We start from the raw sequence: 24,523 nt of genomic DNA, 5'->3' as shown, positions 1-24,523 counted from the left end.
ATTTCCATTTTTTATATTAATAAAAAGCAAACTGAATATAACTACTAAGCCTGCCTCAAACAAATATATGTTAATGAACTAATTTTAGACTAAATTGTTGCACTCGATCTTTAAATTGCACCGGATTATAGACATAATCTCGCGACAAATCTATAGCAATTTCTCGTCCATCTATCAACTTTAATTTTAAACTCATGGGATGCTTGCCCATCTGAATCGTTGAATACCACCACCCATACCTAGCTGTGGTTGGAATTAGCGTATCAAACTCAGGTTCAGAAACCAAATCACCATTAAGAGTTACGGCAGCAATCTGATCAAAAGTTAACTGTGTAGTTTGAGCGAACGGCCAAAAGAGCAAATACAATCTTGACCAAAAATTACGCATATCATAATAATTAATTTGATCATGCCCCATATGCAAATAGCCATAAATATGCGGCAAGCGATGAACATACCACAATAGGCACAACACCATAACTACCACAAATGTCACGATCCCAAAAGTTAAACCCAAAATATCTCCAATAATCAGACTAAAGATTAACCCCGTCAAAATACTTGTTAATAACGGTCGATAGGATGCTCTTTTTCCAAAAGTTAACATTGCATTATCTTCTTTCCAAAACAACACCTAATCTCAAATTACTCCTCATCTCAATTAATTGCAACTGTTTTCATAATCAACCACAAACTGGCTTAATTATTAAACCGTGCGCTTTTGCCAAAAACTAAGTGCCGCCACAGAATTAATAATATAATAAATATACTTGCCAACATTTGCAAAATTACCTTGCACGAAAGCTTTCATCAACTGCGCCAAATCGTAGACTAACCAAAATGGCCACTGCAAGGTCAATTTCATTGCATTCAAAATGTTAGACCCCATTGACAAGCCAAAAACAATCGTCGTAATCCAAAAGAGCACATTAGTTTGGCCGTGGTATCCTAAATAGTTCGTCAAAAAACTAAAAATGAAACTGGCAACAAAAATAACAATCGTCACCAAAATCCCCTTCAGGCCAGTTAATGGGGCAGCTGCTTGATACTTTTCACTGTGCGTCCATTTATTGATCGCTAAAACATAAATCAAAAAAGTAATTGGATACGTGATCACTGCTGCCTGATTTCCTAACAAGTAATCAATAACCCCTGACAAAATTGTATTGATAATCCCGACAACATTGCCCGCATTCAACATTCGTCCCGTCAAGCGTGTCGACATTACCGACAAAACTGTATTCAAAATACTAATGATGCCAAACGGAACAAATTGCGCCCAAGTACCCCAATGTGTCACATCGTTTAAACTTTCCGTTAAATATCCCGACGCCAAAGAAATGGCAACAACAATCGCGACACCTAACAAATCAAACCAAATAGATTTTGCTAATTTTTCCCACATATTCCCTTTTTATATACCTTCTTATAATTTAAATGTAGACTTCATTTGTAACTTAATTGGGGCATGATCTTGACGTTCGCCAGTGTTTACCACATTAAAAGCCGCAATTTGCTGGTTCAAACTTTCGGAAACTAAGTAATAATCAATGCGCCAACCTGAATTATTCACCTTAGCCGTTTTAGAAATTTGCGACCACCAAGTATAAACACCGGACTGGTCAGGATGTAAATAACGAAAAGTGTCTGTAAAACCTGCATGTAATAATAAAGTGAATTTTTGACGTTCTTCATCAGTAAAACCAGCATGATGATGATTAGCAGCTGGATGTTTCAGATCAATATCTCGATGAGCTACGTTAAAATCCCCCGACGCAATGACTGGCTTATGTTGATTTAATTTTTGTAAATAATCCCGATAGGTATCGTCCCAGAGCATTCGTTGAGGTAAACGATCTAATTTTCGACCAGAATTAGGTGTATAAACCGTGGTTACATAGCAATGAGGAAACTCCAAAGTAATCACACGGCCCTCCAAATCCATTGCCTCTGGAGCATTTAGTTTAGGATATGTCACATTGACCGGCTTAATTTTAGTAAACATCATCGTCCCTGAATAACCGCTACGGCCTGTACTTGATCGAACATAACGATAGTAACCACCAAACAATTCAGTTAAAGCATCCGCTTGTTTCGAGGTTAACCCTGATGGTCGCAATTTGGTTTCTTGGATGGCCAAAACATCTGGTTGTTCGGCTGCCAACTTCTGTAAAACCTGCCACGTCATTTCACCACGATTGGACTTATGTTCTACAGCAGCGTTAATACTATCAATATTCCATGAAATGAACTTCATCGACTTAACTCTTTTCTCAAATTTTATAACTTATTATACCCAAATTAAAAAAGATTAAGCAATAGTTTTTACTTAAGCAATTAATTATTCTATTTTTAAGACTCCATATGGAAACTTGGTTACTGGTAAAATTATTTGCCCCTGTTGTACGGTGATAAACTGTTTTGTTTCAAGGACCAAAACTTGGGATGAATGCGTTAATAAACGTGATAGGTTTAACTTTTGGCCCACAGATTGCTGTTTAAAAAACAAATACAATGTATGATTTTTTTTAGTACACAATAGCGGCGCGACCGCTCCAGCACGCGTTTCATAAACCGCTTCTCCAAACACCTGCAGCCAAGCTCCTAACTGTTGCATAATTTTCTGCGCTTCAACAGGAAAAGTTCCATCAGGCTTCGGTCCTATCCCTAAAACAACATTTCCCCCTAATGTAATGATTTTTACAATAGAATCTAAAATTTCAGCAAAACTCTTATACTTGTCATGAGGTACGTAACCCCAATTTTGAGCCAAAGTTAAATTACTCTCCCAAACTTTTTTAGGCGCAATATCCGGAATTTGTTGTTCAGGTGTTACATAATTTTCATATTGGCCACCGATTGTTCGATCAACAATCAACGTATCAGGTTTGATCGTCCTAATTTGAGTCACAATTTGGTCCATGTCTAATTGCTCATGGTTTTGACTATTAACCCAACCACCATCCAGCCACAAAATATCAATCGAACCATAATCTTGACAAATTTCCACTAATTGATTTTGCACATAGTTGTTAAATCGCTGCCAGTGCTTAGGATCCGTTTGTGGATCGTAACTGGCGTAACGTCCGCGTGGATTGGAGCCGGGAAGCCAATAATCTTCAGAATGCCAGTCAGCTTTAGAGTAATAAGCACCTGTTGCCAAACCGACTTGACGAAAAGCTTGATTTAAGTGTTTAAAGACGTCAGCGTAAGGATTTTTCGCAAAAGCCGAATCGTCAGCTGTTATTTTATAATCACTAAACTTAGTATCATACATATTAAAACCGTCATGGTGCTTGGTCGTGAAAAGTGTATACTTAAAACCTGCTGCTTTTAATTGTTGCGCCCAATCCTGGGGATCAAAGAACACTGGATTAAAATCATGATTTAAATTCCAATAATCATGACGCAAAGTCTGCAAATCAGCTCGCCAAGCACCGTTTTTGCGAGCCCAAGTATCTTCTTTAGATAACTGCCATGATTCGATAATCCCAGCTTGCGAGTACAGCCCCCAATGGATAAGAACACCCAATTTTTGATCTTGAAACCATGCTAATTTATCTCGTAAAATGGACGATAAATTTTGATAATTTTCTGCAACTGCAGCCTGATTTTTAACAATGTCTTGCCTAATTTTTTGATTCATTTATCTTCCTTACTAAAAATCTAACAACATTAATCCAAATTAGCACCATTACTTTGGATTACCTTTTGAAACCACCAATAACTTTGCTTCGGAATTCGCTGTAAATCACGCAAATCATGATTTGTTCGATTCACATAAACCATTCCATAGCGCTTATCCATATTACCCGATGAGCTCGGAATATCAATCAAGCCCCAGCCCAAATAACCTAACACTTGAACCCCATCTTCAAACATAGCATCTTGCAGTGCTTGCAAATGGGCTCGATGATATGCAATGCGGTAATCATCTTGTAAGATTTCACCATGATATTCTTCCCGTACTCCCAAGCCATTTTCGATCGGAAACATTGGTATGTGATATTGATTATAAGTTTTACTCAAGACATCCCGAAAACCTAACGGATCAATCGACCAACCCCACTCATTCACATTCAAAAATGGATTTTCTTTAGCACCATAATCCAAATACAAATTTGGAGCCATCCCCGCTGGGACTAAGCGACTACTAATTGTCAAACTTTGATAATAGCTAAAAGCAATAAAATCACTAGATAGCTGATTAAATAGTGCTTGATCACTCGTTTGCCAGTCTATATCAATTTGCTGGTTAGCGATAAATTGTTGAACTTCCGTGGAATATTTTCCATTGACAAACACATCCAAAAAATTTTTATTCATAAATTCATCAATTTGGCGCGCAAATAAATTATCCTTGGGGTCAGCAGATACAGGATAGACTTCACTATAAGCCAACATGCCACCAATCTGAGCATTCGTTTTGGCATGTAAATAATTGGCAATCTGAGCATGTGCTACAAACAAATGATGAGTAATTTTAAACAATTCCGCTGAGGATCTAGGACCATGAAGATAACCCGAAATTTTAAATCCTTGGGTCGTTAAATATAAATTTTGTTCATTAAAAGTTAACCAGTATTGGACTCGATCACCAAATAAATCAATCATTTTTTGAGCGTAACGCACAAATGCTTTTACAACATGACGATCAATAAAACCATTGTACTTTTCGGCTAAATGCAGCGGCATGTCAAAATGATAGAGACAAATCATCGGCTGAATTCCCCGTGCCAACAATTCATCAATCATACGTGAATAAAAATCAATTCCTTCAGAATTAAAATCACCGTCACCTTGCGGATTCACGCGACTCCAAGAAATTTGAAATCGGTAACAATTAATTCCTTGTTGAGCCATTAAATCGAAATCTTCAAGATAGCGATGATATTCATCAATCGCAACATGCCAATCAGAACTATGAGCCGTCGCTGGATATGTATCATAAACAGACTTACCTTTACCTCCCTCGTCAAAGGCACCTTCGGTTTGCATACTCGAAGTCGAATTCCCCCACAAAAATGATTCCGGCATTGTTCTCGACATACTAATCTTCCTATCCTTTCCATAATTTAAAGCGTTTCCAAATAAAATTATAAAAAAAGCTTATTCTTTTGTAAAGAATAAGTTTTTAATCAAACAATCATTTTCAAACTAAATGTCCATTTTTATAAACTCGTTTTTGAGCATATTCCATAGCGGTAATATCTTCCAATGGATTTTGATCTAGCAATAATAAATCAGCATTCTTGCCTACTTCTAAAGTACCATAAGCCTCATCAATCCGTAACAATTCTGCCGCATAACGCGTTGCTGCCTGTAAAGCTTGAGCATTCGTCGCACCGACGGAAACCAACAACGCCATTTCCTTTGCTGTGCCTGTATCAAACTGATTAAACGACGTGCCTGCGTCTGTCCCAACAACTATAGGTACCCCCAGTTTGAAAGCCATTCTCATATTTTGAAAAAAATCATCTTTGACTTGATCATTTTTACGTAACATATAATCAGGCAAAATACCTACACCTTGTTCAGCAATACAAGTTGGCGCATTGAGCGTAGGCACCAAAAATATATGATGATCTTTCATATACTGAGCTTGTCGTTCATCTAGATAAATTCCATGTTCAATAGAATCGACACCTGCTCGCAAAGCATTAGTAATGCCCTGATTACCTTGGGCGTGTGCAGCCACTGTCATATGCTTTGTATGTGCTTCTGCGACTGCCACACTCAATTCTGATTCACTTAATTCGATATCGTCAATCTCATCAGTGGCCGACATCACACCACCTGTCGCCATTACTTTAATATTTTTAACACCATGTTTGAATTCCTCACGAACAGCTTGACGCATAGCATCCTTGGAATCTACAAGATGTCCCCAAACAACTTCACCATGGGCGCCTTCAATAAGATCTCCGTGTCCACCAGTCATCGACATTGGTCGACCAGAAGCTATAATATCTGGACCGCTAATTTGACCTTGCTGAATCAAGCGAGCTAATTTGACATCAATTCCAAAGGCACTCCCACAATCTCGAATATAGGTCACACCAGCATTTAACAGCAATTTCAAATTGTGTAACGCATTGACGGTTACTTCACTCTCAGATAAATATTCTAATTTATTGGCATTAGGATCCCACATAATATGCGTGTGTGCGTTGATCAACCCGGGCAATAGATATTGATTTTTACCATCAACGACCGAATCTGTCGCATCACAAACAAACTGACCCGTACCCAATTCTGTAATTTTGCCTGTTCGGGGATCAAAACCTAGATAAGCATTTTCTTCAAACTGCTCATGCAAACCATCAAACAGAGAAATATTTTTAATAAAAGTTGTCATTAATTCTCCCTAACCTCAGCCATAGCCAATTTAAAAGACTTTGTTACCATGCTGATAAACTGCCTTGTCTACTTGTTGAACAGCCTTAATATCAACTAAAGGATTACCATCCAAGACTAGAAAATCAGCATACTTGCCTGTCTCTAAAGTTCCATACTCGTCATCAATTTTCAATAACTGTGCCGCTGAAGATCCTGCTGCCACCAGTGCTTGATAATTAGTTGCCCCAACGCTAACCATCAGCTCTAATTCTTTAGAAGCTTCACTGAAACGATTGAACGGTGTCCCAGAATCAGTCCCAAATGAAATTTTTACACCGGCTTTAATAGCTGCGCCAACCCGTTCAAAATACGTATCCAAAAAAGAACGCGCTTTATCTAACATATATTGGGGTAATTTACCGTCACCATATTTTGGAATAGTATATCCAGCAATCAAAGTTGGTGTTAAATAAATACCTTTATCAATCATCAATTGAATATCTTCATCAGTCACATACGAACCATGTTCAACAGAGTCCACGCCCGCCACAACTGCATTATGAATTCCCCGTGCGCCCTCTGCATGTGCTGCAACTGTCATATGCTTAGAATGCGCTTCTTCAACGGCAACCTGAAGCTCTTCCAAACTTAATTCAGTATCATCAATCTGATCAGTAGCTGACATCACACCACCTGTCGCCATCACCTTAATATTTTTTGCACCCCATTTAAAGGCTGTACGTACGGCTTTACGCATTTCATCAGGCGAATCCGTTAAATAGCCCCAAGTCTGACTACCATCCCAGCCTTCAACAAAATCGCCATGTCCACCAGTCATCGACATTGGGCGTCCCGATGGAATGATTTGTGGTGCAGTAAAACTATAAGTACCTTGGGCCGCCATTTTAGCTAATTTAATATCAACATCAAAGACACTGCCACACTCTCTGGCCGTGGTAACGCCACCCTTTAATAATTCTTTGAAATTATGCAAAGAAGCCACGGTGGCCTCGGTTTCTGATAAGTACTCCATTTCGTTACCAACCGGATCCATCATGGCATGCGTATGCACATCAATCAACCCTGGCATGACATATTTACCATCCAAGTCAATCACTTGATCGGCAGTTGGCACATTTTCTTTAGTCCCACTAGCCGTTATTTTGCCAGTCTCATCAATCAAAAACCAAGCATTAGGTATCACTTCATTGGTTGTGCCCGTGAATAAATTGGAATTTTTAAATAAAGTTTTCATCAAAAACATCTCCTAAATCAAATCTAACTTGTTGATTACATATTAAAATAACACTTTTTCCTGTTGAAGTCATCATTGCCAAATTAATTTTTTGCAGTATAATTTATTAGAAGAAATTAGATTATTTTATCTGTTTTAATTTTTAACATAGGGGGAAGCGTTATGAAATTTGTCATTTCTTTATCCGTAGTCATGTTATTCATGTTTATCGGCGAATGGGTTTCTACAGCAACTAAATCATATATACCATCCGTTTTTGTCAGTGCAGTGCTTTTTGTAATCGGTTATTGGACTATTTTACCCAAAACCGTCGTTGCAGATGCCAGTTTTGGTCCAACATTTTCCGGTGTCTGTATTTCCCTTTTATTAGTTCATTTAGGAACCTTAATGAATCTAAAAGAATTATTACAACAATGGAAAGCTGTTTGTATTGCCTTATTAGGCGTGCTAGGGACCATTATTTTAACTTTAACTATTGGCACTTGGCTATTTAGCTGGCGTACAGTCATTGCAGCAATTCCGCCATTAACAGGTGGTTTAGTCGCCGCGCTTTTGATGAGTGATGGCTTGAAGGCTGTCCATGCAACTTCTTTAATCGCTTTGCCCGTCGCTATGTTCGTTATTCATTCTGTCATTGGCTATCCGCTAACATCCTTTATGTTAAAAAAAGAGGGTCGGCGTGTCGCTAAAGAATATCGGGCTGGTAATTTAACAGCTATTGCTGACAATAATTCAAGTAAGGCAGATACTGAAACAAACAAAAGTCGCAACTTTCTAGGATTACCAAATGAGTACCAAACCTCCGCATTCATTATCTTTCGTGTCGGATTAGTAGCCATCTTGGCTAATGGTTTTACCCTCTTAATTCACAACACAATTAACGCCAATGTAATTTGCCTAATCTTTGGTGTCATCGCACATCAATTAGGATTTTTGGAAACTAATTCCTTAAACAAAGCTGGCGTCTTTCAATGGTTGATGTACGGCTTGTTAGCATATATCTTTTCGCAATTAAATATTACAACACCAGCAATTATGGGACACGTCATCATCCAAATTATTGTTTTAATTTTGTTAGGTCTTTCAGGAATGTTTTTAGCTTCATGGATCTTAGCCAAGCCATTTGGAATGAGCGGTCCCATGGCTTTCGCATGTGCATTAACTTCACTCTTTGGTTTCCCAGCTGATTATATTTTAACCACTGAAGTCTGTCACAATGTTGCAGCCGATGCAAAAGAAGAAGCTGTTTTACTAGATCAAATTTTACCCAAAATGTTAGTCGGCGGCTTTGCCACCGTTTCGGTAGCTTCAGTTATTATTGCTTCCGTATTTTTAAAACTTTTATAGTTGTCGTTACAGATATACCAAATATCAAAAAATCCTTGAAACTTGGCAACAGTTCAAGGATTTTTTATCATCTTTAATTATGTTCACCACTGCGATGACCATGATAATTTCGTGGGCGCCCACCAGCTTGTACATAATGCATCCGATAATACTTATCTAGATTTTGGAAAGCCTGCTGATATTTTTGCCAAGCATGTAAAGTTCGCAAATATTTAGCACCCTGGACTAAAGCTGTTCGCAAATTAGTTAATGCTTGATAAACTGGCTGAACGTACTTTAAAATCTGATAACCACGTTTAATATACATATTGCGATGCCGGATTGCATGAATAATCGTGACCAACTCCCCTGCCTGAGGGCGCTCTGATAAATCTAATTGGGCCAATTGCTCCACCAAAACTTGTAGCGGTGAGACAAATTTTTCAGCCAAATTCACTTGACGAGCTTCTTGAATCAAATTCTCTAGTAAATCTACTACATTTTTTCGACCATAAGTCCGATATTGACGATAACTTTTAAATGGACCAGTTCGTAAACCTTTGATTTGCTTTTTAACATCATCGACTTTTTTCGTAGCAGGAGGGAGCTGTCGATTAAAAGTTAGCAATTGTTGACGTAATTGATTAACCAATTTCTGATCTTGATTTTGCTGTTCTTGATAATGATGTAATTTTTCCAAATAATTGGGAACTTTTTGTTTTAATTGCTGATATCCAGCTATCAGATGCAGAATTTTGTCATTATTATTAATCTTTTTCATCACGATCAATTCCCACTAACTTAATTTCCGTACGCGGATAATCTTTTTCATTCAATTTCAATGCATTAATTCCTACAATCCGACTATCACGAACCTTTAAATCCTTAAAAATACTATCCAAAATAGCCTTCTGTAAATTATCAATGTCTGGTGCCGCTTTACGTAATAAACTTTTAACTTGCTTTTGATTTTTAGGAACCGCCAAATAAAAAACAACCTCCGCCAAGGTGCCAAACGGAGCATTAACTGTTTGATAAAATTCATCATTGTACAACTGATGATCCACCAAATACTGCTGTACATCATGCATATAATCAAAGTAACGTGTTGGATAGTAAGTAATTGTACGCTTCTTACCACCGGTAGTAATTTGTTTGAACTGTGGTCGTGGAGTAGCCATAGGTGCGATAGGAATGACTGCGTGCCACTCACTCATGGTTAGTCACCTCAGTTTTATATTTAATGTAACGATTTTGTTTAGACTGTGACCAACTCTGAAAAATTTTTTGTTGTTGATCATGGTCACTCTTTTCTAAGCGTAATAATTTAGCAAAATCCAACTGTTCTGTGGATAAACCCCAACCTTGCTTTTTCAAAGTTTGATTCAATAACGTCTCTTGCTCGCTCAAATCAATCCGATTCAGTGGCTGATTTTTCTTTTGCAGCAGTTCTTTGTACTGACGCCAATCTTCATTCGCTAAATCAATCAGTGTTTGAATCTGTGAGAGAGAAAATAAATCTTCTAATTTACCAGTTTTTGTTTGGATTTTTTTAATATAACGCAACACAGTGCTCTTGCTTAAATTAGTTTGCTGAATAACTTTCGTCCGATTAGCGTCTTTAACTAACCAATCACTCAAATGTTGCTTAGCACTATCACTAAAACGAATCTGCGCAATTTTTCGTGGTTTGCTCATCACGGCGCCTCCTCTACAATTGAAAATCAATTATATACTACCAGCAACTGCCAACATACAATTAATGCAAAAAAGAGCCTTTCAGCTATCCAAATTGCTTATCCTAATCAAATTCCACACTCCATTGTGCGTTAAAAACTTGCTGCGGTTGTAAAATATTAATGCCAAACTTATCTACTAATTGTCCGCTAGTACTTGCTACATCAGCTATGCCCCACCAAGGTTCTAAGCAAACAAAATCTGCAGTTTGTGGATAAGGTGACCAAACTCCGAAATACGGAGCATTACTAGTCAAACTAACTTTTTTACAATTATTTTGCCATAATTCATAACTATTAAGACCACGATTTTCAAAAATCCAAGCATCTTTTTCAAAACTCGTTCCATGAAAATAGATTTTGGCTTGGGGTTGTTGTCTTGTAGTTAAATCAACTAAATTAGCCGTATTTAACGCAAACTGTCGCAAATTTTCGGGATGCTTGATTACCAATTGAGCACCTGATTGTTGATATGCAAACATAAAACCAGGATGACCACCTACTGAAAAATACATGGCCTGCTGATCTAAATTTTGAACACTATAATTAACCTGCAAACCATTATTTTTTAACACAAACGCAATTTGCAATGAAAAACTAAATGGATAATTATCTATTGAATGCGGCGCAACTTTTAATTCAAATGTCACCGCTCGTGCATTGTGTGACAAAACTTGAAACTCCAAATCACGGGCAAAACCATGCTGATTCATCTGGTAAACGCGATTTTTGTATTGATATTGATTATCTTTCAAACGACCCACAATTGGAAACAAAATTGGCGCATGCCGTCCCCAAATCTTTGGATCGGCTGTCCAAATTCTTTCCGTCGCCGTTTGATCCAAAATACTCAGAATTTGCGCACCTAAGCTATCAATTTGAACAGTTAAATCAGCATTCTTTAACGTAATGACTGTCATTAGTTACATCCTATAAAATATATTTCGTTAAATCACTGTCGCTGGCAATTTTACCCACTTTATCTTCAACATATTCCTGCGTAATTAAAATATCGCCCATTTGCATATCGGGAGCTTCGTACATAATATCAGCCAAGACATTCTCCAAAATAGTTGCCAATCGGCGGGCACCTATATTTTGATTTTCGTGATTCACTTGATTTGCAATTTTAGCAATCGTTTCAATTGATTCTTGCGTAAAGGTTAGTTTAATGCCGTCACTACCGACTAAAGCAATATACTGTTTCACTAAAGCATTGTCTGGTGATGTCAAAATCCGAATAAAGTCAGCTTCAGTTAAATCATTTAATTCAACACGAATCGGGAAACGACCTTGCAATTCCGCAATAAGATCACTCGGTTTGCTTTCAGCAAATGCACCGGAACCAATAAAGAGCATATGATCAGTTTGCACACTACCATATTTGGTTTTCACACTAGAACCTTCGACAATTGGTAAAATATCTCGCTGCACACCTTCACGCGAAACTTCACCAGAATTTTTCTTATTGCCAGCCGTAATTTTATCAATTTCATCAATAAAAATAATTCCATCATTTTCTGCTCGTTGAATAGCTGCTTGATAAATTTGATCATGATCAACCAATTGAGCCGATTCTTGCTCAATCAAAACCTCGCGTGCTTGACTCACAGGCAAAGTACGCTTAATTTTCTTCTTGGGAAGCATTGCATCCATTGCATTATTCAAGTCAATACCCATCTGACCCATCAAGTCATTCATCGGATTGACTTTATTATTCTCAGGAACTTCAATTGTAACTTCTTCATCTTCCAATAATCCACGATCTAATTGTTCTTTAACGCTCAAACGCTGGTCACGAATCTCATCTGTAATTTCTTCTTCTGATTGTTGCCACTCTTGTGGGGCTTTACCTTGACTTAAAGAATTCAATATTGACATATAGTCAGGAATTCCCTGACGAGATCCACTTTTTGACTCAGCTTTTTGCGCCGGCACCAATAATTTCACCAAAATTTTATCCGCTTGTCGGGCCGCTTGTGAACGTACTTCACGATAACGTTGTTTCTCTTCCATTTTGACTGCGACATCGACCAAATCGCGAATCATGGATTCCACGTCACGTCCCACATAGCCAACTTCCGTAAATTTGGTAGCTTCCACCTTGACAAAAGGTGCCTGAACAATGTCTGCTAACCGTCGCGCAATTTCCGTTTTCCCAACACCTGTAGGCCCGATCATTAATAAATTCTTGGGTGTAATATCTTTTTGCATTTGTTGCGATAATTGTGTCCGTCGATAGCGATTATATAAAGCTATCGCCACCGAACGCTTGGCCTCATCTTGTCCAACAATATATTGATCTAAAGCTTGAACAATTTGTTTAGGGGTCATTTGTTTAGCCATCTACGTGTCCTCCTAAATTTGATCCGTCAAAATTTGCTGATTTGTAAAAATATCAATCCCTGATGCAATATTTATTGCCTCGTATGCAATTTGCTGTGCTGTCAAATCAGAACTATGGCGAATCATAGCAATCGCAGCCGCTTGTGCAAAATTACCACCAGAGCCGATCGCAATCACGTCTTCATCGGGTTCAATGACTTCTCCATTACCAGAAATTAACAATAGATCCTCCTTATTAAAAGCAATCATCATTGCCTCTAATTTTTGTAAAGTCGGATCTTTACGCCAATCTTGAGCTAATTCAACCGCTGAACGTTTTAAATTTCCGGCATAAGTTTGCAGTTTTTTTTCAAACCAATCTTCCAAGGTGAACGCATCTGCAACGCCACCCGCAAAACCAATAATTACTTGATCTCCAAAAATCCGCCGGACTTTATGAGCAGACGCCTTCATCACTGTTTTTTCTCCGGCAGTCACTTGTCCGTCACCTGCAATCGCAATCTTATTTTGATGTCGAACCGCACAAATTGTTGTCATAACTTACCTCAACTTTTGATAATTATTAATTTTTAAAACAAAAACACCGTAATTTACTTCTTTACCATACCATAAAGTAAAACTACGATGCCAACGTTTCTTATTTTTGAATTTCTTCTTGATAATCGTCATTAGGACAGATCACCCGCCGACCGCCTTTAACTTTCTTCTCAACTAAATAATGACCATCTTTAGGACAATCTCGCCCAATCGGCTTATTCCAATCTACAAAATCACAATCCGGGTAACGAGAGCAACCATAAAAAATCCGATTCTTTTTGGATTTACGCTCCACAACTTGCCCCTCCTTGCACTTGGGACAAACTACGCCAATTTCTTTGACAATCGCTTTCGTATTACGACAATCCGGAAAACGACTACAAGCGATAAACTTGCCGTAACGGCCCAACTTAATCACCATGGGTGCGCCACAAATGTCACAGTCCATGTTAGCTGGCTCATCTTTAATTTGCAGTTTCTCAATTTTCTCATCAGCGTCTTTCAATTCTTTGGAAAAAGGCTGATAATATTCATCCACTACTTTAGTCCAATTTTCCTTACCGACTTCAATGCCATCTAATTCATTTTCTAAATTTGCCGTAAAATCAACATTAACGATATCTGGAAAATACTGCTCAATCAAATTATCAACAATTTCGCCTAGTTCTGTCGGTTCAAAACTGCGACCATTCAATTTAACATAATAGCGCTTTTGAATTGTATCAATCGTTGGAGCATAAGTTGAAGGACGACCTACACCATTTTCTTCTAACGTTTTAACCAATGATGCTTCCGTAAAACGAGCCGGGGGTTGTGTAAAATGCTGTTCAGGATTAGTTTCGACCATCTTAACCTTTTGACCTTCGGTTAAATCAGGTAACCAATTATCCTTCGTTTTTTGATCATCTTTATATAACTTCAAAAAACCGTCAAATTTAATTTTGGAACCATTAGCGCGAAACTGAACATTATTTTGGTCAATCGTCACCGTCATTGTATCCAAAATAGCAGGCGTCATTTCACTAGCTAAAAAGCGATTCCAGATCAGTGTATACAACCGCATTTGATCACGCGTTAAAATTTTTGCCAATGATGCTGGTGTACGTTGCAATGAAGTCGGACGAATTGCTTCATGGGCATCTTGCGCCCCTTCAGGATTCTTAGTCGCATGGACCTTCGTTGCCGCATATTCAACACCATATTCTTTTTGCAAAAATTGCGACGCTTCGTGTTTGGCCACAGCCGCAATTCTTGTTGAGTCGGTTCGCATGTACGTGATTAAGCCTACACTACCTTGTCGTGAACCTAAATTAATTCCTTCATATAATTGTTGTGCCAACATCATCGTTTTACGCGTCTTAAAATTTAACTTACGATTAGCCTCTTGTTGTAAAGAGCTCGTTGTAAAAGGCGCTGCAGGATAACGTTTACGCTCCTTTTTAACCACTTTCGTTACTTCAAACGACGCTTTTTGATCTAATAGTTGTAAAACTTCTTGAACATCAGCTTGTGACTTTAATTCTTTCTTCTTTTGGTTAACACCATAAAAATTAGCTGCAAACTGATTCTTTTTTAATCTTCCGGCTTGAAAACGACTAGGAATTGTCCAATACTCTTCCGGTTGAAAATTACGAATAGCTTTTTCGCGATCAATCACTAGTTTTAAAGCCACTGACTGAACACGTCCTGCACTCAAACCTTTTTTGACTTTTTGCCATAAAATGGGACTAATTGAATAGCCTACCAAACGATCCAAAACACGTCGTGCCTGTTGAGCATCAACTAAGTCCATATCGACACTGCGTGGATGCTTAAACGATTCTTTGACCGCGTCTTTTGTAATTTCGTTAAAAACGACACGATTACTATCATCTAAATCTAAACCCAAGATATGCGCAACATGCCAGGCAATTGCCTCTCCTTCACGATCCGGATCGGCTGCCAAATAAACTTTTTTAGCTTTTTTAGCTTCTTTTTTTAATTCTTTAATAGTATCTCCTTTACCACGAATGGAGATATAAGTTGGTTCATAATTATGTTCAATATCAACGCCCATCCGACTTTTCGGTAAATCGCGAATATGGCCTTTACTAGCTAAAACTTTATAATTACGTCCTAAATATTTTTCAATTGTTTTAGCTTTAGCAGGTGATTCCACGATTACTAAATTTTTTTTCGCCGGTTTGCGTTTGGTTGTTTTTGAGCTAACCAAAACGAAGCTCCTTTCATAAATCAAGTCGCTTCACATAATATGCTAGTCGTTTCCTATTTGTCAAATCTTTTTCGTTAATCTCGGAGTTCATCTATTAAATCTTGCGCCGAAAAGTAGGGCCTTGCGCCAGCCGCAATTAGCTCATTACACCCCTTAGATAATGAACTATCCAACGGTCCTGGGGCCGCCCAGACGTTGCGATTTTCTTGCAAGGCCAACTGAGCCGTAATTAAACTACCACTGCGCTTTTTAGCTTGCGTTACTACGAGTGTTTCGCATAATCCAGCAATAATTCGATTGCGTTGCGGAAAAAAATATTTCCGTGGATTAGTGGTTGGTGGATATTCGGACAAGAGTAACCCCCTTTTGCTAACTTGTTGCTGTAAGCTTTGATTCTGCGCTGGATAATAATAATCAATACTATTACCGACCACTGCAATGGTTTGACCATTTTCATCCAAAGTTACCTGATGACACCAACTATCCGCACCTTGCGCTAAACCACTGACTGTCACAATATCTTGGCGGACAAGGGTAGGAACCAAACTACGCACAACCGTTTGCGTGTAACGATTACTCTGACGTGCCCCCACAATGGCAACGGTCGTTTTTTGCAATAATTGCAAATTACCTTGATAATATAAAATAGCCGGTGGATTATAGATTTCACGTAATTTTTGCGGATAAACTGAATCCAAAAATGTTATCATGGCAGGAACCTGACTAGTATCTTGGTTAAAAACTTGATCAAATAAAATTCGTTGCTGATCTTTCAACTGACTACGCACATAGTGAAACAATTGCTCTATATTCATTTTTTCTTCGACCGCTAATTGGCAAACTTTGAGCAATAATTGATTGCTCACACAACGTGTCTTGGATAATTGATATAAAAATGTTCGTAATGACATATAAAAAACAACTCCATAATTTTTTTAAAATTACGGAGTTTAACCTAAATAATTTTTAACTGGCGCAAATGTTTTTCGATGAATCGGACAAATACCTTGTGTTTTTAAACCTGCTAAATGAACTTTAGTTCCATAGCCAGCATTCTGTTCAAAACCATATCCAGGATAGAGCTGAGCGTATTTCTTCATTAATTCATCACGATAAACTTTCGCAATAATACTAGCTGCACCAATAGAAACGCTACGCGCGTCGCCTTTGATCAGCTTTGTTTGTGCAATGGAAACAGGCACATGCATGGCATCTACTAGTAAGTGGGCAGGTTTTTGAAATAAGCCTGCGACTGCCTTAGCCATTGTTAATTCCGTTGCATGATAAATATTTTCTTGATCAATTAATTCTGGACTACCGACTGCTACACTGATATCAACTGCTTGCGCCACAATTCGTGTGTACAAAGTATGACGTTTTTGATCACTTAATTGCTTGGAATCATTAATTTCCAATAAATCAATTGTTGGTGGCAAAATAACCGCGGCCACGACGACTGGTCCCGCTAAAGGACCGCGCCCTACCTCATCAATCCCAGCCACTAACTGTCGGCGTTGCCAAAAAGGCTGTTCAAAGTGTTCCCGTTCGACAAAAGAAGCTTGCAACGCTTGCTCTTTTTGCAGTCGACGTTGATGCTGTTTCACAATTTGCTGTACGCCTTGACGTGAATCTTGGGCCAACTGATACCAGTCATCCACAGTTAATTCTCGTAACTGCAGTTCCGTTTTGATTTTTGTAATACTTAATTTTGACCAATCATTCTCCATTAACTTGCACCCGATCTAAAGTATATTGTCCCAGTAAACCTTGACGGATATCTTGAATTATGCGGCGACTCGCCCGCTCAAAATCATCATTTCCTGTCCATTTTTGAGTCAAATATACTAACAATTTGGCTGGTGGCAAGACCAATTCTTGTTCTGTCAACTGATAATTCGTTTGTAACCTATCAGGATATTCATGTTGCCAAAATTCCAGCGCATACACAGCTAAATCCTGCACTGGAATGAGTCGATCACTAATTGCCCCTGTCAAAGCCAAATTATATCCAACTTGTTCATCGTCAATCTTAGGCCACAAAACTCCCGGTGTATCTAATAATTCCAAATTAGAAGTTGTTTTTAACCAATTTTGGTTTTTAGTTACACCTGGCTTATTGCCTGTCACTGCAACTTTTTTACCGACTAATTTATTCAAAATAGTCGACTTGCCGACATTGGGAATACCAATACACATTGCCCGAAGTTTATAATTACGAACACCACTTTGTTGGTATTTTTGAATCTTGGCCTGCATCAACTCTTGGACCGCAGATTGAATAACTTGAAGCTTATTTGTATGCTGCGCATCCAAAGCCAGTGCCATTTGTTGCTGTGCTTGCAAATCGCGTAACCATTGCTGCGTCATTAGTGGATCAGCCAAATCCGCTTTATTCAAAATAATAATCCGCTGTTTAGCTTTAATGATTTGCTCTAAAACCGGATTAGTGGATGATTGTGGTAAACGAGCATCACGAATTTCTAAAACTAAATCCACTAATTTTAATCGATCTTGAATCTGATTCTTGGCCTTATTCATGTGACCTGGATACCATTGAATCTGCATCTATTGCTCCTTTAAGCTCTGCAAAGCTTGACGTTGCATCGGATCGTCCTTTTGAGCTTTATCCATTAACACTTTAGTCAATGACTGCCGTGTAGCCAAATCTAATTGTCCTGTTGTTGGTAACTGTTGCTGACTTTGAAAGGTTGTCAATTGCTGTACTGTTTGCTCATCCAAAGTCCCGTTGACTGGAACTGTTTGCCCTAATGCCACCAAAATCTGTTGAGCAACCTTAACATCTGAGCTCTTTTCGTTAACTTTAATTATCTTTTGACTAGTAAAATTCTTAATATTTAAATAATCTGGATACAAAACTTTGATTGAAGGCGTTAACCCCTTATGATTAATCCAGCTACCATTCGGAGTTAACCATTTAGCCGTCGTAATCTTCATTTCCGAATTTGAACTTAATGGACTAAGTGTTTGCACGACACCCTTACCAAACGTTTTTTCACCAATAATTTTAACACCTGCCGATTGTTTCAAGGCAGCCGCAAAAATTTCAGCAGCACTAGCAGTTCCCTTATCAACTAAGACAACCGTGGGCAGTTTGAACTTATAATCATTCAAATATTTTTTATTAGCATAATAACTTTTCTTCCCATCAATCCGCGAATCCATTGTCATGATTTTGCGCCCATTTGACATAAACATACTGGATGCTGCAATCGCCTGATCCATCACGCCACCAGGGTTATTACGCACATCAATAATCAATTTTTTGGCACCTTTGCGTTTTAACTTTTGAATTTGCTGCTTCAACTCTTTAGCAGTGTGCTCGGAAAATTGGGTAATCGTAATCTCTCCAATTTGCTTATCGTTTTTATCTAAATTACTCATAACCGTTGCAACTTTAATTGGTGCCCTAGTAATTACCTTATTAAAGGTTTGATTACCCCGACGAATTTGTAAATGTACTTTTGTCCCTGCTTTGCCACGCGTTAAAGAAGAAGCTTGATCTACTGTCATTTTCTTAGTTGATCGCTGATTAATCTTAACAATCAGATCCTTAGGTTTCAACCCCGCTTTAGCCGCGGGAGATTTAGCCGTCGGTGCTACAATCTGAATTCCTTGAGTTCCTTGTTCAATCGTGGCACCAATTCCCGAAATTTTGCCAGAAATATTGCTATTAAAAGAATCTTGCTCTTGATCTGCCATAAATTCTGAATAAGGGTCATCCAAAGAATCAACCATCCCCTTAATAGCACCATTAACCAATTTTTTAGATGATACTTTTTTATAATAACTTTGGCTGATCGTGTTATACACTTGCTGCACTTGTGCAAAATTATTACTACTTGAAGTGGAACGGTTAATCGTACAGATTAAAACCACAAAAGTTCCAATTACCCCCAATAATATCCCGCCTAAGAGCGAACAAAACAAAGTGATCCATGAAAATTTTTTCTTCATACTTCTTCTCGATTCCTTAATTAAAGTGTGCCTCTGATTCTTGATATTGCCGAAAAGCATCGTCATAAATATCCATTGATGGCAAATAAGAACCATTCAATTCCAAATATTCTGAAATCACAGCATAATCTTGTGCTTGTTTTGGAAAAGTTTGATCAAAAAACGCTGATTCCGCAAAATGTGCCAACAGACTAGAACTGTTAGGATCACGCTGCGTCATCAAATACTGATAGAAAGATTTTTGCATGATTACTCCTAAAATTTACTTGAATAAACACTCACAACAATTTTATTTCTTTTTAAATTCAACTGTTTAACCTTAAAATAAAAGCCATCACTCGTTTGGTAACGTTGCAAATGAATCTTAATCAACTGCTTATGACTATCAACTGTCACCCAGCTAGGAAAATGGTAATTACCACCTACATAACCTAAAACAAAACCTAACGGAATGCCTAAGCTGCCGAGCTTTAAACGACGAGCTTTCAATTGAACTCCACCAGACTCATCCGGATAAGGATCTGTTTGCAACGTAAATCCAATTTTAGAACCCAACAAATCAGCACTGCCAATTAACGAAATATGCTGATCAAATTGTAAATGATACTTAATATCTTTGCTATTTAAATATTCAGAAATATAGTGATTGGCTAAGCGTTGGGCTTGCCGTTTGTCTAACGTCACTTGAAAAACCGGTTTGTGATTGGCAGTTGCAGGTACCGTACTTTTGGAAACAAGCGCTGAGCTAACAGGGCATGTAACCTGATACCAAATAACTCCACCACCAATTAACAAAATTCCAATTAACAATAAAAAGGCCCATTTCCACCAATTATGCTTTTGCTCTGTGCTCCGTCTCATGATAACTTAAGCCACTCTTTCTTGGTATTTTTCATTTGCTGCCACAGCTTCTGTGTCATTATCTGATATCCCTTATGATTCGGATGAAAATAATCTTTGGTATAAAGCAGTGGATTAATAGTCGTTTGCTCTTTTTTAGAGTACTTAACTTTTTTAGGATTAGCCAATGCTGAAACATCTACAAAATGCATGCGATAATTATCACGAGCAATGTCTTGACTAGCTTGATTCCAAGCTATAACTGCCTGCTTAACACTTTTAGCTTTTTTGACATAAATTGCAAATGGATTATAAATACCAATTAAGTAAATCGGAGCCCGTTCATTGTAGCGCCGTATCAACATAATCATTTGAACCATTTGTTTCACATAATGATCTTTGGCTTGCTGAAACTGTTCTTGTGATAATTTTAATCCGCGTTTTTGCAAGACATGCATTATATCATTGCCCCCAGCAGTAATCGTAATTATATCACTTTGTTTGATTGCTTTAATCAGCGCCGGCTTATCTCGCACACGTTGCAAAATTTGTGTACTAGTTTCACCACTAATTCCAAAATTTTGAACATGCACTGGTCGCTGACTAGCTTTTTTCAGCGGCTTTTTAATTAACGATGTATAACCACCATGATGATGATCTCCGATTCCGTAAGTTAAAGAATCGCCTACTGCGACTACATTGAGTGGCTTTTTAGCCGCAAAAACTGAATGAGTGAAACCAAAACTCAGACCAATTGTCAGAATCAAGCTCACAATTATCTGTTTAATTATCCGCAAAATATACTCCTTAAATTAAAGAAAAAGCTGATTCATCTCTCAGCTTTACTTTTTACTTATTGCCGGTAAAAAATTATAGCAAACGCCCCTTCACCCGTATGCGTCATAATAATCGGACTAGTTAATTCAATAAAAGGTTTAACATTAGGACATTTCTGCTGCAATTCTTGTGCAATTTGTTCGGGAAATGTTTTATCACTAACATAAGACATTCCCACTTCAGAAATCCGATCACTATCGGTTTCAATGCGTGATAAAGTTTCTGCCACAAAACGTTTGATAACTTTCACTCCACGTCCCTTACGAGCAATAGATAACTTGTTATTTTTAACCTGCACAACAACATCAATATTCAATAAAGAAGTTAATGAAGCCGCCACTTTGCCCAAACGACCACCCTTAATAATATTCTCAGGATGCGGAATACAAACATATAATTCCATGTTGTTGACAATTTCCTGAACTTTAGCTACCAGCTCCGACATTTGAGCACCTTTTTGAGCCATTTTAGCAGCTTCAATTACTTGAAAAGCCATCCCACGATCCGTGGAACCACTATCAATCACGGTTACTTTTGCGTCACTCAATTCTGCAGCTTGTCTGGCTGCATCAACAGTCCCACTTAACCCTTTGGTTAAAGTGATCGCCAAAATTTCACTACCATCTTCACCCAGTTGGTTAAACGCATCTAAAAAACGACCAATCGGCGGTTGACTTGTTTTGGGAAAATTAGTACTAGATAACATTTCATCAGCAAATTCTTGACGTGTAATGTCATGACCATCAATATATTGCTTACCGTCAATTGCTACGGTTAAAGGAACAACTGTAATTTGATATTGATCAATTTCTGCTGATGTTAATTGTACAGAAGAATCTGTTAAAATTTTGACATTCGCCATTTTTATCCTGCCTTTATCATTTATATTATTTAAGCTATAATTTTTTTAGAATTGTTTGTTACTTACAAAATTGTATCAAACGTTTCTTAAATTCGCACATCTATTATTCAAGGAGCATATCAGATGTCTAAACTTTTTTCCGCACCTCAAAATTCTACCAAAGTTTATCGCATAACTAACGAAATCTTTAGTGCTATAACCCATGGGATCGGTATTATTCTATCAATTATCGGCACTATTTTGTTGATGATTAAAATTTTTCATCAAGCCCATCCCAGCGCATTAGCTATCGTTGCCTATTTAATTTATTGTTTCACGCTAATTTTTTTATACCTATGTTCAACTTTGTTTCATAGTTTATATTTTACTCGTGCTAAACATGTCTTCCAAATCTTGGATCATAGTTCCATTTTTTTGCTGATTGCTGGAACCTATACACCATTTTGTTTACTAGGAATTCCAACACCGTTGAATTGGATTCTGCTGAGCATTATTTGGTTGACCACAATCGGTGGCATTATTTACAAAATTTTTAACCTTGGCAGTCATCCCATCATTGACACCAGCCTTTACGTAATTATGGGCTGGATGGTTATTATTGCAATGAAACCCTTAAGTAATTCAATGGGATGGAACGGCGTGCTTCTTTTATTTTTGGGTGGCGTGGCTTTCACGATCGGCGCTCTTTTATATTCCATGCGGGGTATTAAATATATTCACGTTATCTGGCACGTTTTTGTCATGCTGGGCACAACCTTAATGTTTATAGCCGTCTATTTATATCTCTAGATTCTTACGACGATATAACAAAAATTCATGAGGCCATAAATTAACTTTATCCACAGTCCCTTGAGTTCTCTTGATCAACTCAAATTGCGAATAATCAATGGGAATCATCCAAGTGTCACCCACAAATTGTGCTGTAATTTGTGTTACATATAAATACTGAACTTCCGATAAAAACATTTGAAATAAAGCCGGCCCGCCAAAAATAAACACTCGCGAATCATGCGCAAATAGTTTTTGCAACTGTACTTTTGAGTTAGCAACTTGGATATTTTTTTCATTACTAAATTTTTGCGGCTCATGACTCAAGACCAAATTTTTGCGTTGCGGTAAAGCGCCATTAGGAAAACTTTGAAACGTTTTGGCGCCCATCACGATTGTACTATTCAGAGTCGTTTGCTTTAAATAATGTAAATCAGCAGGTAAAGACCAAGGCAAATGACCATTTTGACCAATCAAATGATTTTGATCTTCCGCCCAAATAAATGCCAACATCTAAATTTCTCCTCCCTAAACAGCCACTGGAGCTTTAATACTCGGTGCAGGATGATAATCTTTCATTTGAATCTGCTCCACGCTTAGATTATCCACCGCCGTAATCTGAGGATCTAACCATAAATGTGGTGCTGACCGTGGTGTCCGCTGGAGCTGTAACTTAACTTGCGACAAATGATTTTGATAAATATGTGCATCACCTAAAGTATGAATGAATTTTCCCACTTTCAAGCCGGTCACTTGTGCAATCAAATGCGTCAATAAAGCATAACTCGCAATATTAAACGGAACTCCCAAAAATAAATCACCACTACGTTGATACAATTGACACGACAAAGTCCCTTCATTAACGTAAAATTGAAACAAAGTATGACATGGTGGCAACGCCATTTGTTCAATTTCCGCCGGATTCCACGCACTAACAATTAACCGACGTGAATCAGGGTTAATCTTAATTTGGTCAATTACATTTTGAATTTGATCAATTTCTTTACCATTAGATTGCCAATGACGCCACTGTTTACCGTACACATTGCCCAAATCACCATACTTGTGTGCAAACTGTGGATCATCCAAAATTTGCTCACAAAACAAATTTTTTTGCTGCTGATAAATTTTATTGAAGTGAGCATCTTCTAACGATCGACGTCCAAAATCTGTCATATCTGGTCCCCGATAATCCGAACTCTGAACAAATCGTTGAAAAGCCCACTCATCCCAAATATGATTTTGATGTTCCAATAGATATTTAATATTAGTATCGCCACTTAAAAACCATAATAACTCAGACTTAATTAATTCAAACGGAACTTTTTTCGTTGTCAACAAAGGAAAGCCTGCCTGTAAGTCAAATTGCATTTGATAACCAAACAGACTATAAGTCCCCGTATGGGTTCGATCTGCCTTAAATTGCCCATGTTGCAACACTTCTTTTAACAAATTTAAATATTGCCATTCATTGTTATTAACTGTCACAT

Annotated in this window: 26 protein-coding genes; 2 read left to right on the top strand and 24 right to left on the bottom strand. The window is 37.8% G+C overall.

All coding sequences use genetic code 11. The features are described from left to right. Positions 1-70: 70 nt before the first annotated feature. The 7 genes from MOO45_RS03955 to MOO45_RS03925 form a co-directional block, all read right to left on the bottom strand. Entirely contained in the window at positions 71-634 is a 564-nt protein-coding gene (locus MOO45_RS03955; RefSeq protein ID WP_249515083.1) for a hypothetical protein, read from the bottom strand. 72 nt (positions 635-706) lie between these two features. Next, on the bottom strand, positions 707-1,405 hold the full coding sequence (locus MOO45_RS03950; RefSeq protein ID WP_249515082.1) for a nicotinamide mononucleotide transporter: 699 nt from the start codon (positions 1,403-1,405) through the stop codon (positions 707-709). 21 nt (positions 1,406-1,426) lie between these two features. Next, positions 1,427-2,257: an exodeoxyribonuclease III gene (locus MOO45_RS03945; RefSeq protein ID WP_249515081.1), complete on the bottom strand. Its 831-nt coding sequence runs from the start codon at positions 2,255-2,257 to the stop codon at positions 1,427-1,429. A gap of 84 nt (positions 2,258-2,341) precedes the next feature. Further along, positions 2,342-3,646, bottom strand: a complete 1,305-nt coding sequence (locus tag MOO45_RS03940; RefSeq protein ID WP_249515080.1) for an alpha-L-fucosidase — start codon at positions 3,644-3,646, stop codon at positions 2,342-2,344. Between the two features lie 29 nt (positions 3,647-3,675). Further along, complete coding sequence (locus MOO45_RS03935) at positions 3,676-5,049, bottom strand: glycoside hydrolase family 1 protein (RefSeq protein WP_249515079.1); 1,374 nt, start codon at positions 5,047-5,049, stop codon at positions 3,676-3,678. A 103-nt stretch (positions 5,050-5,152) separates the two neighbouring features. Beyond that, a complete protein-coding gene (locus MOO45_RS03930; protein ID WP_249515078.1) occupies positions 5,153-6,358 on the bottom strand; it encodes a metal-dependent hydrolase family protein in 1,206 nt (401 codons plus the stop codon). Positions 6,359-6,388: 30 nt separating this feature from the next. Next, a complete protein-coding gene (locus MOO45_RS03925) occupies positions 6,389-7,597 on the bottom strand; it encodes a metal-dependent hydrolase family protein (protein ID WP_249515077.1) in 1,209 nt (402 codons plus the stop codon). A gap of 159 nt (positions 7,598-7,756) precedes the next feature. Between MOO45_RS03925 and MOO45_RS03920 the strand changes: the two genes are divergently transcribed. Beyond that, entirely contained in the window at positions 7,757-8,941 is a 1,185-nt protein-coding gene (locus MOO45_RS03920) for a hypothetical protein (RefSeq protein WP_249515076.1), read from the top strand. 73 nt (positions 8,942-9,014) lie between these two features. Here MOO45_RS03920 and MOO45_RS03915 read toward each other — a convergent pair whose 3' ends face one another. The 15 genes from MOO45_RS03915 to MOO45_RS03845 form a co-directional block, all read right to left on the bottom strand. After that, complete coding sequence (locus MOO45_RS03915) at positions 9,015-9,701, bottom strand: hypothetical protein (RefSeq protein WP_249515075.1); 687 nt, start codon at positions 9,699-9,701, stop codon at positions 9,015-9,017. Then, positions 9,688-10,137 carry a RusA family crossover junction endodeoxyribonuclease gene (locus tag MOO45_RS03910; protein ID WP_249515074.1) on the bottom strand — a complete coding sequence of 150 codons (450 nt, stop codon included), beginning with the start codon at positions 10,135-10,137 and terminating at the stop codon, positions 9,688-9,690. The genes MOO45_RS03915 and MOO45_RS03910 overlap by 14 nt, the downstream gene beginning before the upstream one ends. Further along, positions 10,130-10,618 (bottom strand): hypothetical protein, encoded by a 489-nt coding sequence (locus tag MOO45_RS03905; protein ID WP_249515073.1) that lies wholly within the window; start codon positions 10,616-10,618, stop codon positions 10,130-10,132. Before MOO45_RS03905 ends, MOO45_RS03910 begins: the two co-directional genes overlap by 8 nt. 103 nt (positions 10,619-10,721) lie before the next feature. Further along, a complete protein-coding gene (locus tag MOO45_RS03900; protein WP_249515072.1) occupies positions 10,722-11,576 on the bottom strand; it encodes an aldose 1-epimerase family protein in 855 nt (284 codons plus the stop codon). A 10-nt stretch (positions 11,577-11,586) separates the two neighbouring features. Continuing rightward, entirely contained in the window at positions 11,587-13,002 is a 1,416-nt protein-coding gene (gene hslU / locus MOO45_RS03895) for an ATP-dependent protease ATPase subunit HslU (protein WP_249515071.1), read from the bottom strand. Between the two features lie 12 nt (positions 13,003-13,014). Further along, positions 13,015-13,539, bottom strand: a complete 525-nt coding sequence (gene hslV, locus MOO45_RS03890; RefSeq protein WP_249515070.1) for an ATP-dependent protease subunit HslV — start codon at positions 13,537-13,539, stop codon at positions 13,015-13,017. A gap of 100 nt (positions 13,540-13,639) precedes the next feature. Beyond that, positions 13,640-15,751 carry a type I DNA topoisomerase gene (gene topA, locus MOO45_RS03885; RefSeq protein WP_249515069.1) on the bottom strand — a complete coding sequence of 704 codons (2,112 nt, stop codon included), beginning with the start codon at positions 15,749-15,751 and terminating at the stop codon, positions 13,640-13,642. Positions 15,752-15,825: 74 nt separating this feature from the next. Beyond that, positions 15,826-16,662 carry a DNA-processing protein DprA gene (gene dprA / locus MOO45_RS03880; protein ID WP_249515068.1) on the bottom strand — a complete coding sequence of 279 codons (837 nt, stop codon included), beginning with the start codon at positions 16,660-16,662 and terminating at the stop codon, positions 15,826-15,828. A gap of 39 nt (positions 16,663-16,701) precedes the next feature. After that, positions 16,702-17,478: a ribonuclease HII gene (locus tag MOO45_RS03875; RefSeq protein ID WP_249515067.1), complete on the bottom strand. Its 777-nt coding sequence runs from the start codon at positions 17,476-17,478 to the stop codon at positions 16,702-16,704. Then, a complete protein-coding gene (gene ylqF / locus MOO45_RS03870; RefSeq protein ID WP_249515066.1) occupies positions 17,468-18,316 on the bottom strand; it encodes a ribosome biogenesis GTPase YlqF in 849 nt (282 codons plus the stop codon). The genes MOO45_RS03875 and ylqF overlap by 11 nt, the downstream gene beginning before the upstream one ends. Continuing rightward, positions 18,317-19,726, bottom strand: coding sequence for a S41 family peptidase (locus MOO45_RS03865; protein WP_249515065.1), 1,410 nt, complete (start codon positions 19,724-19,726; stop codon positions 18,317-18,319). Between the two features lie 16 nt (positions 19,727-19,742). Then, positions 19,743-19,973 carry a YozE family protein gene (locus tag MOO45_RS03860; RefSeq protein ID WP_249515064.1) on the bottom strand — a complete coding sequence of 77 codons (231 nt, stop codon included), beginning with the start codon at positions 19,971-19,973 and terminating at the stop codon, positions 19,743-19,745. 8 nt (positions 19,974-19,981) lie between these two features. Next, a complete protein-coding gene (locus MOO45_RS03855; RefSeq protein ID WP_249515063.1) occupies positions 19,982-20,587 on the bottom strand; it encodes a YpmS family protein in 606 nt (201 codons plus the stop codon). After that, on the bottom strand, positions 20,584-21,363 hold the full coding sequence (locus tag MOO45_RS03850; protein ID WP_249515062.1) for a GDSL-type esterase/lipase family protein: 780 nt from the start codon (positions 21,361-21,363) through the stop codon (positions 20,584-20,586). The genes MOO45_RS03855 and MOO45_RS03850 overlap by 4 nt, the downstream gene beginning before the upstream one ends. A gap of 56 nt (positions 21,364-21,419) precedes the next feature. Further along, a complete protein-coding gene (locus MOO45_RS03845; protein ID WP_249515061.1) occupies positions 21,420-22,265 on the bottom strand; it encodes a DegV family protein in 846 nt (281 codons plus the stop codon). Positions 22,266-22,388: 123 nt separating this feature from the next. On the opposite strand from MOO45_RS03845, the gene trhA reads away from it, so the two are divergent. Next, complete coding sequence (gene trhA, locus MOO45_RS03840; RefSeq protein WP_249515060.1) at positions 22,389-23,054, top strand: PAQR family membrane homeostasis protein TrhA; 666 nt, start codon at positions 22,389-22,391, stop codon at positions 23,052-23,054. Here the strand turns inward: trhA and MOO45_RS03835 are convergent. Together MOO45_RS03835 and MOO45_RS03830 are read right to left on the bottom strand one after the other, a co-directional pair. Then, positions 23,043-23,546: a dihydrofolate reductase gene (locus tag MOO45_RS03835; protein WP_249515059.1), complete on the bottom strand. Its 504-nt coding sequence runs from the start codon at positions 23,544-23,546 to the stop codon at positions 23,043-23,045. The genes trhA and MOO45_RS03835 overlap by 12 nt on opposite strands. 15 nt (positions 23,547-23,561) lie before the next feature. Beyond that, complete coding sequence (locus MOO45_RS03830; RefSeq protein WP_249515058.1) at positions 23,562-24,521, bottom strand: thymidylate synthase; 960 nt, start codon at positions 24,519-24,521, stop codon at positions 23,562-23,564. Positions 24,522-24,523: the final 2 nt, after the last annotated feature.

The sequence above is a fragment of the Bombilactobacillus folatiphilus genome (genome assembly GCF_023380265.1).
Taxonomy (GTDB): domain Bacteria; phylum Bacillota; class Bacilli; order Lactobacillales; family Lactobacillaceae; genus Bombilactobacillus; species Bombilactobacillus folatiphilus.
The sequence above is the reverse complement of the archived record's forward strand: the minus strand, read 5'-3'. Positions and strand labels throughout refer to the sequence as shown.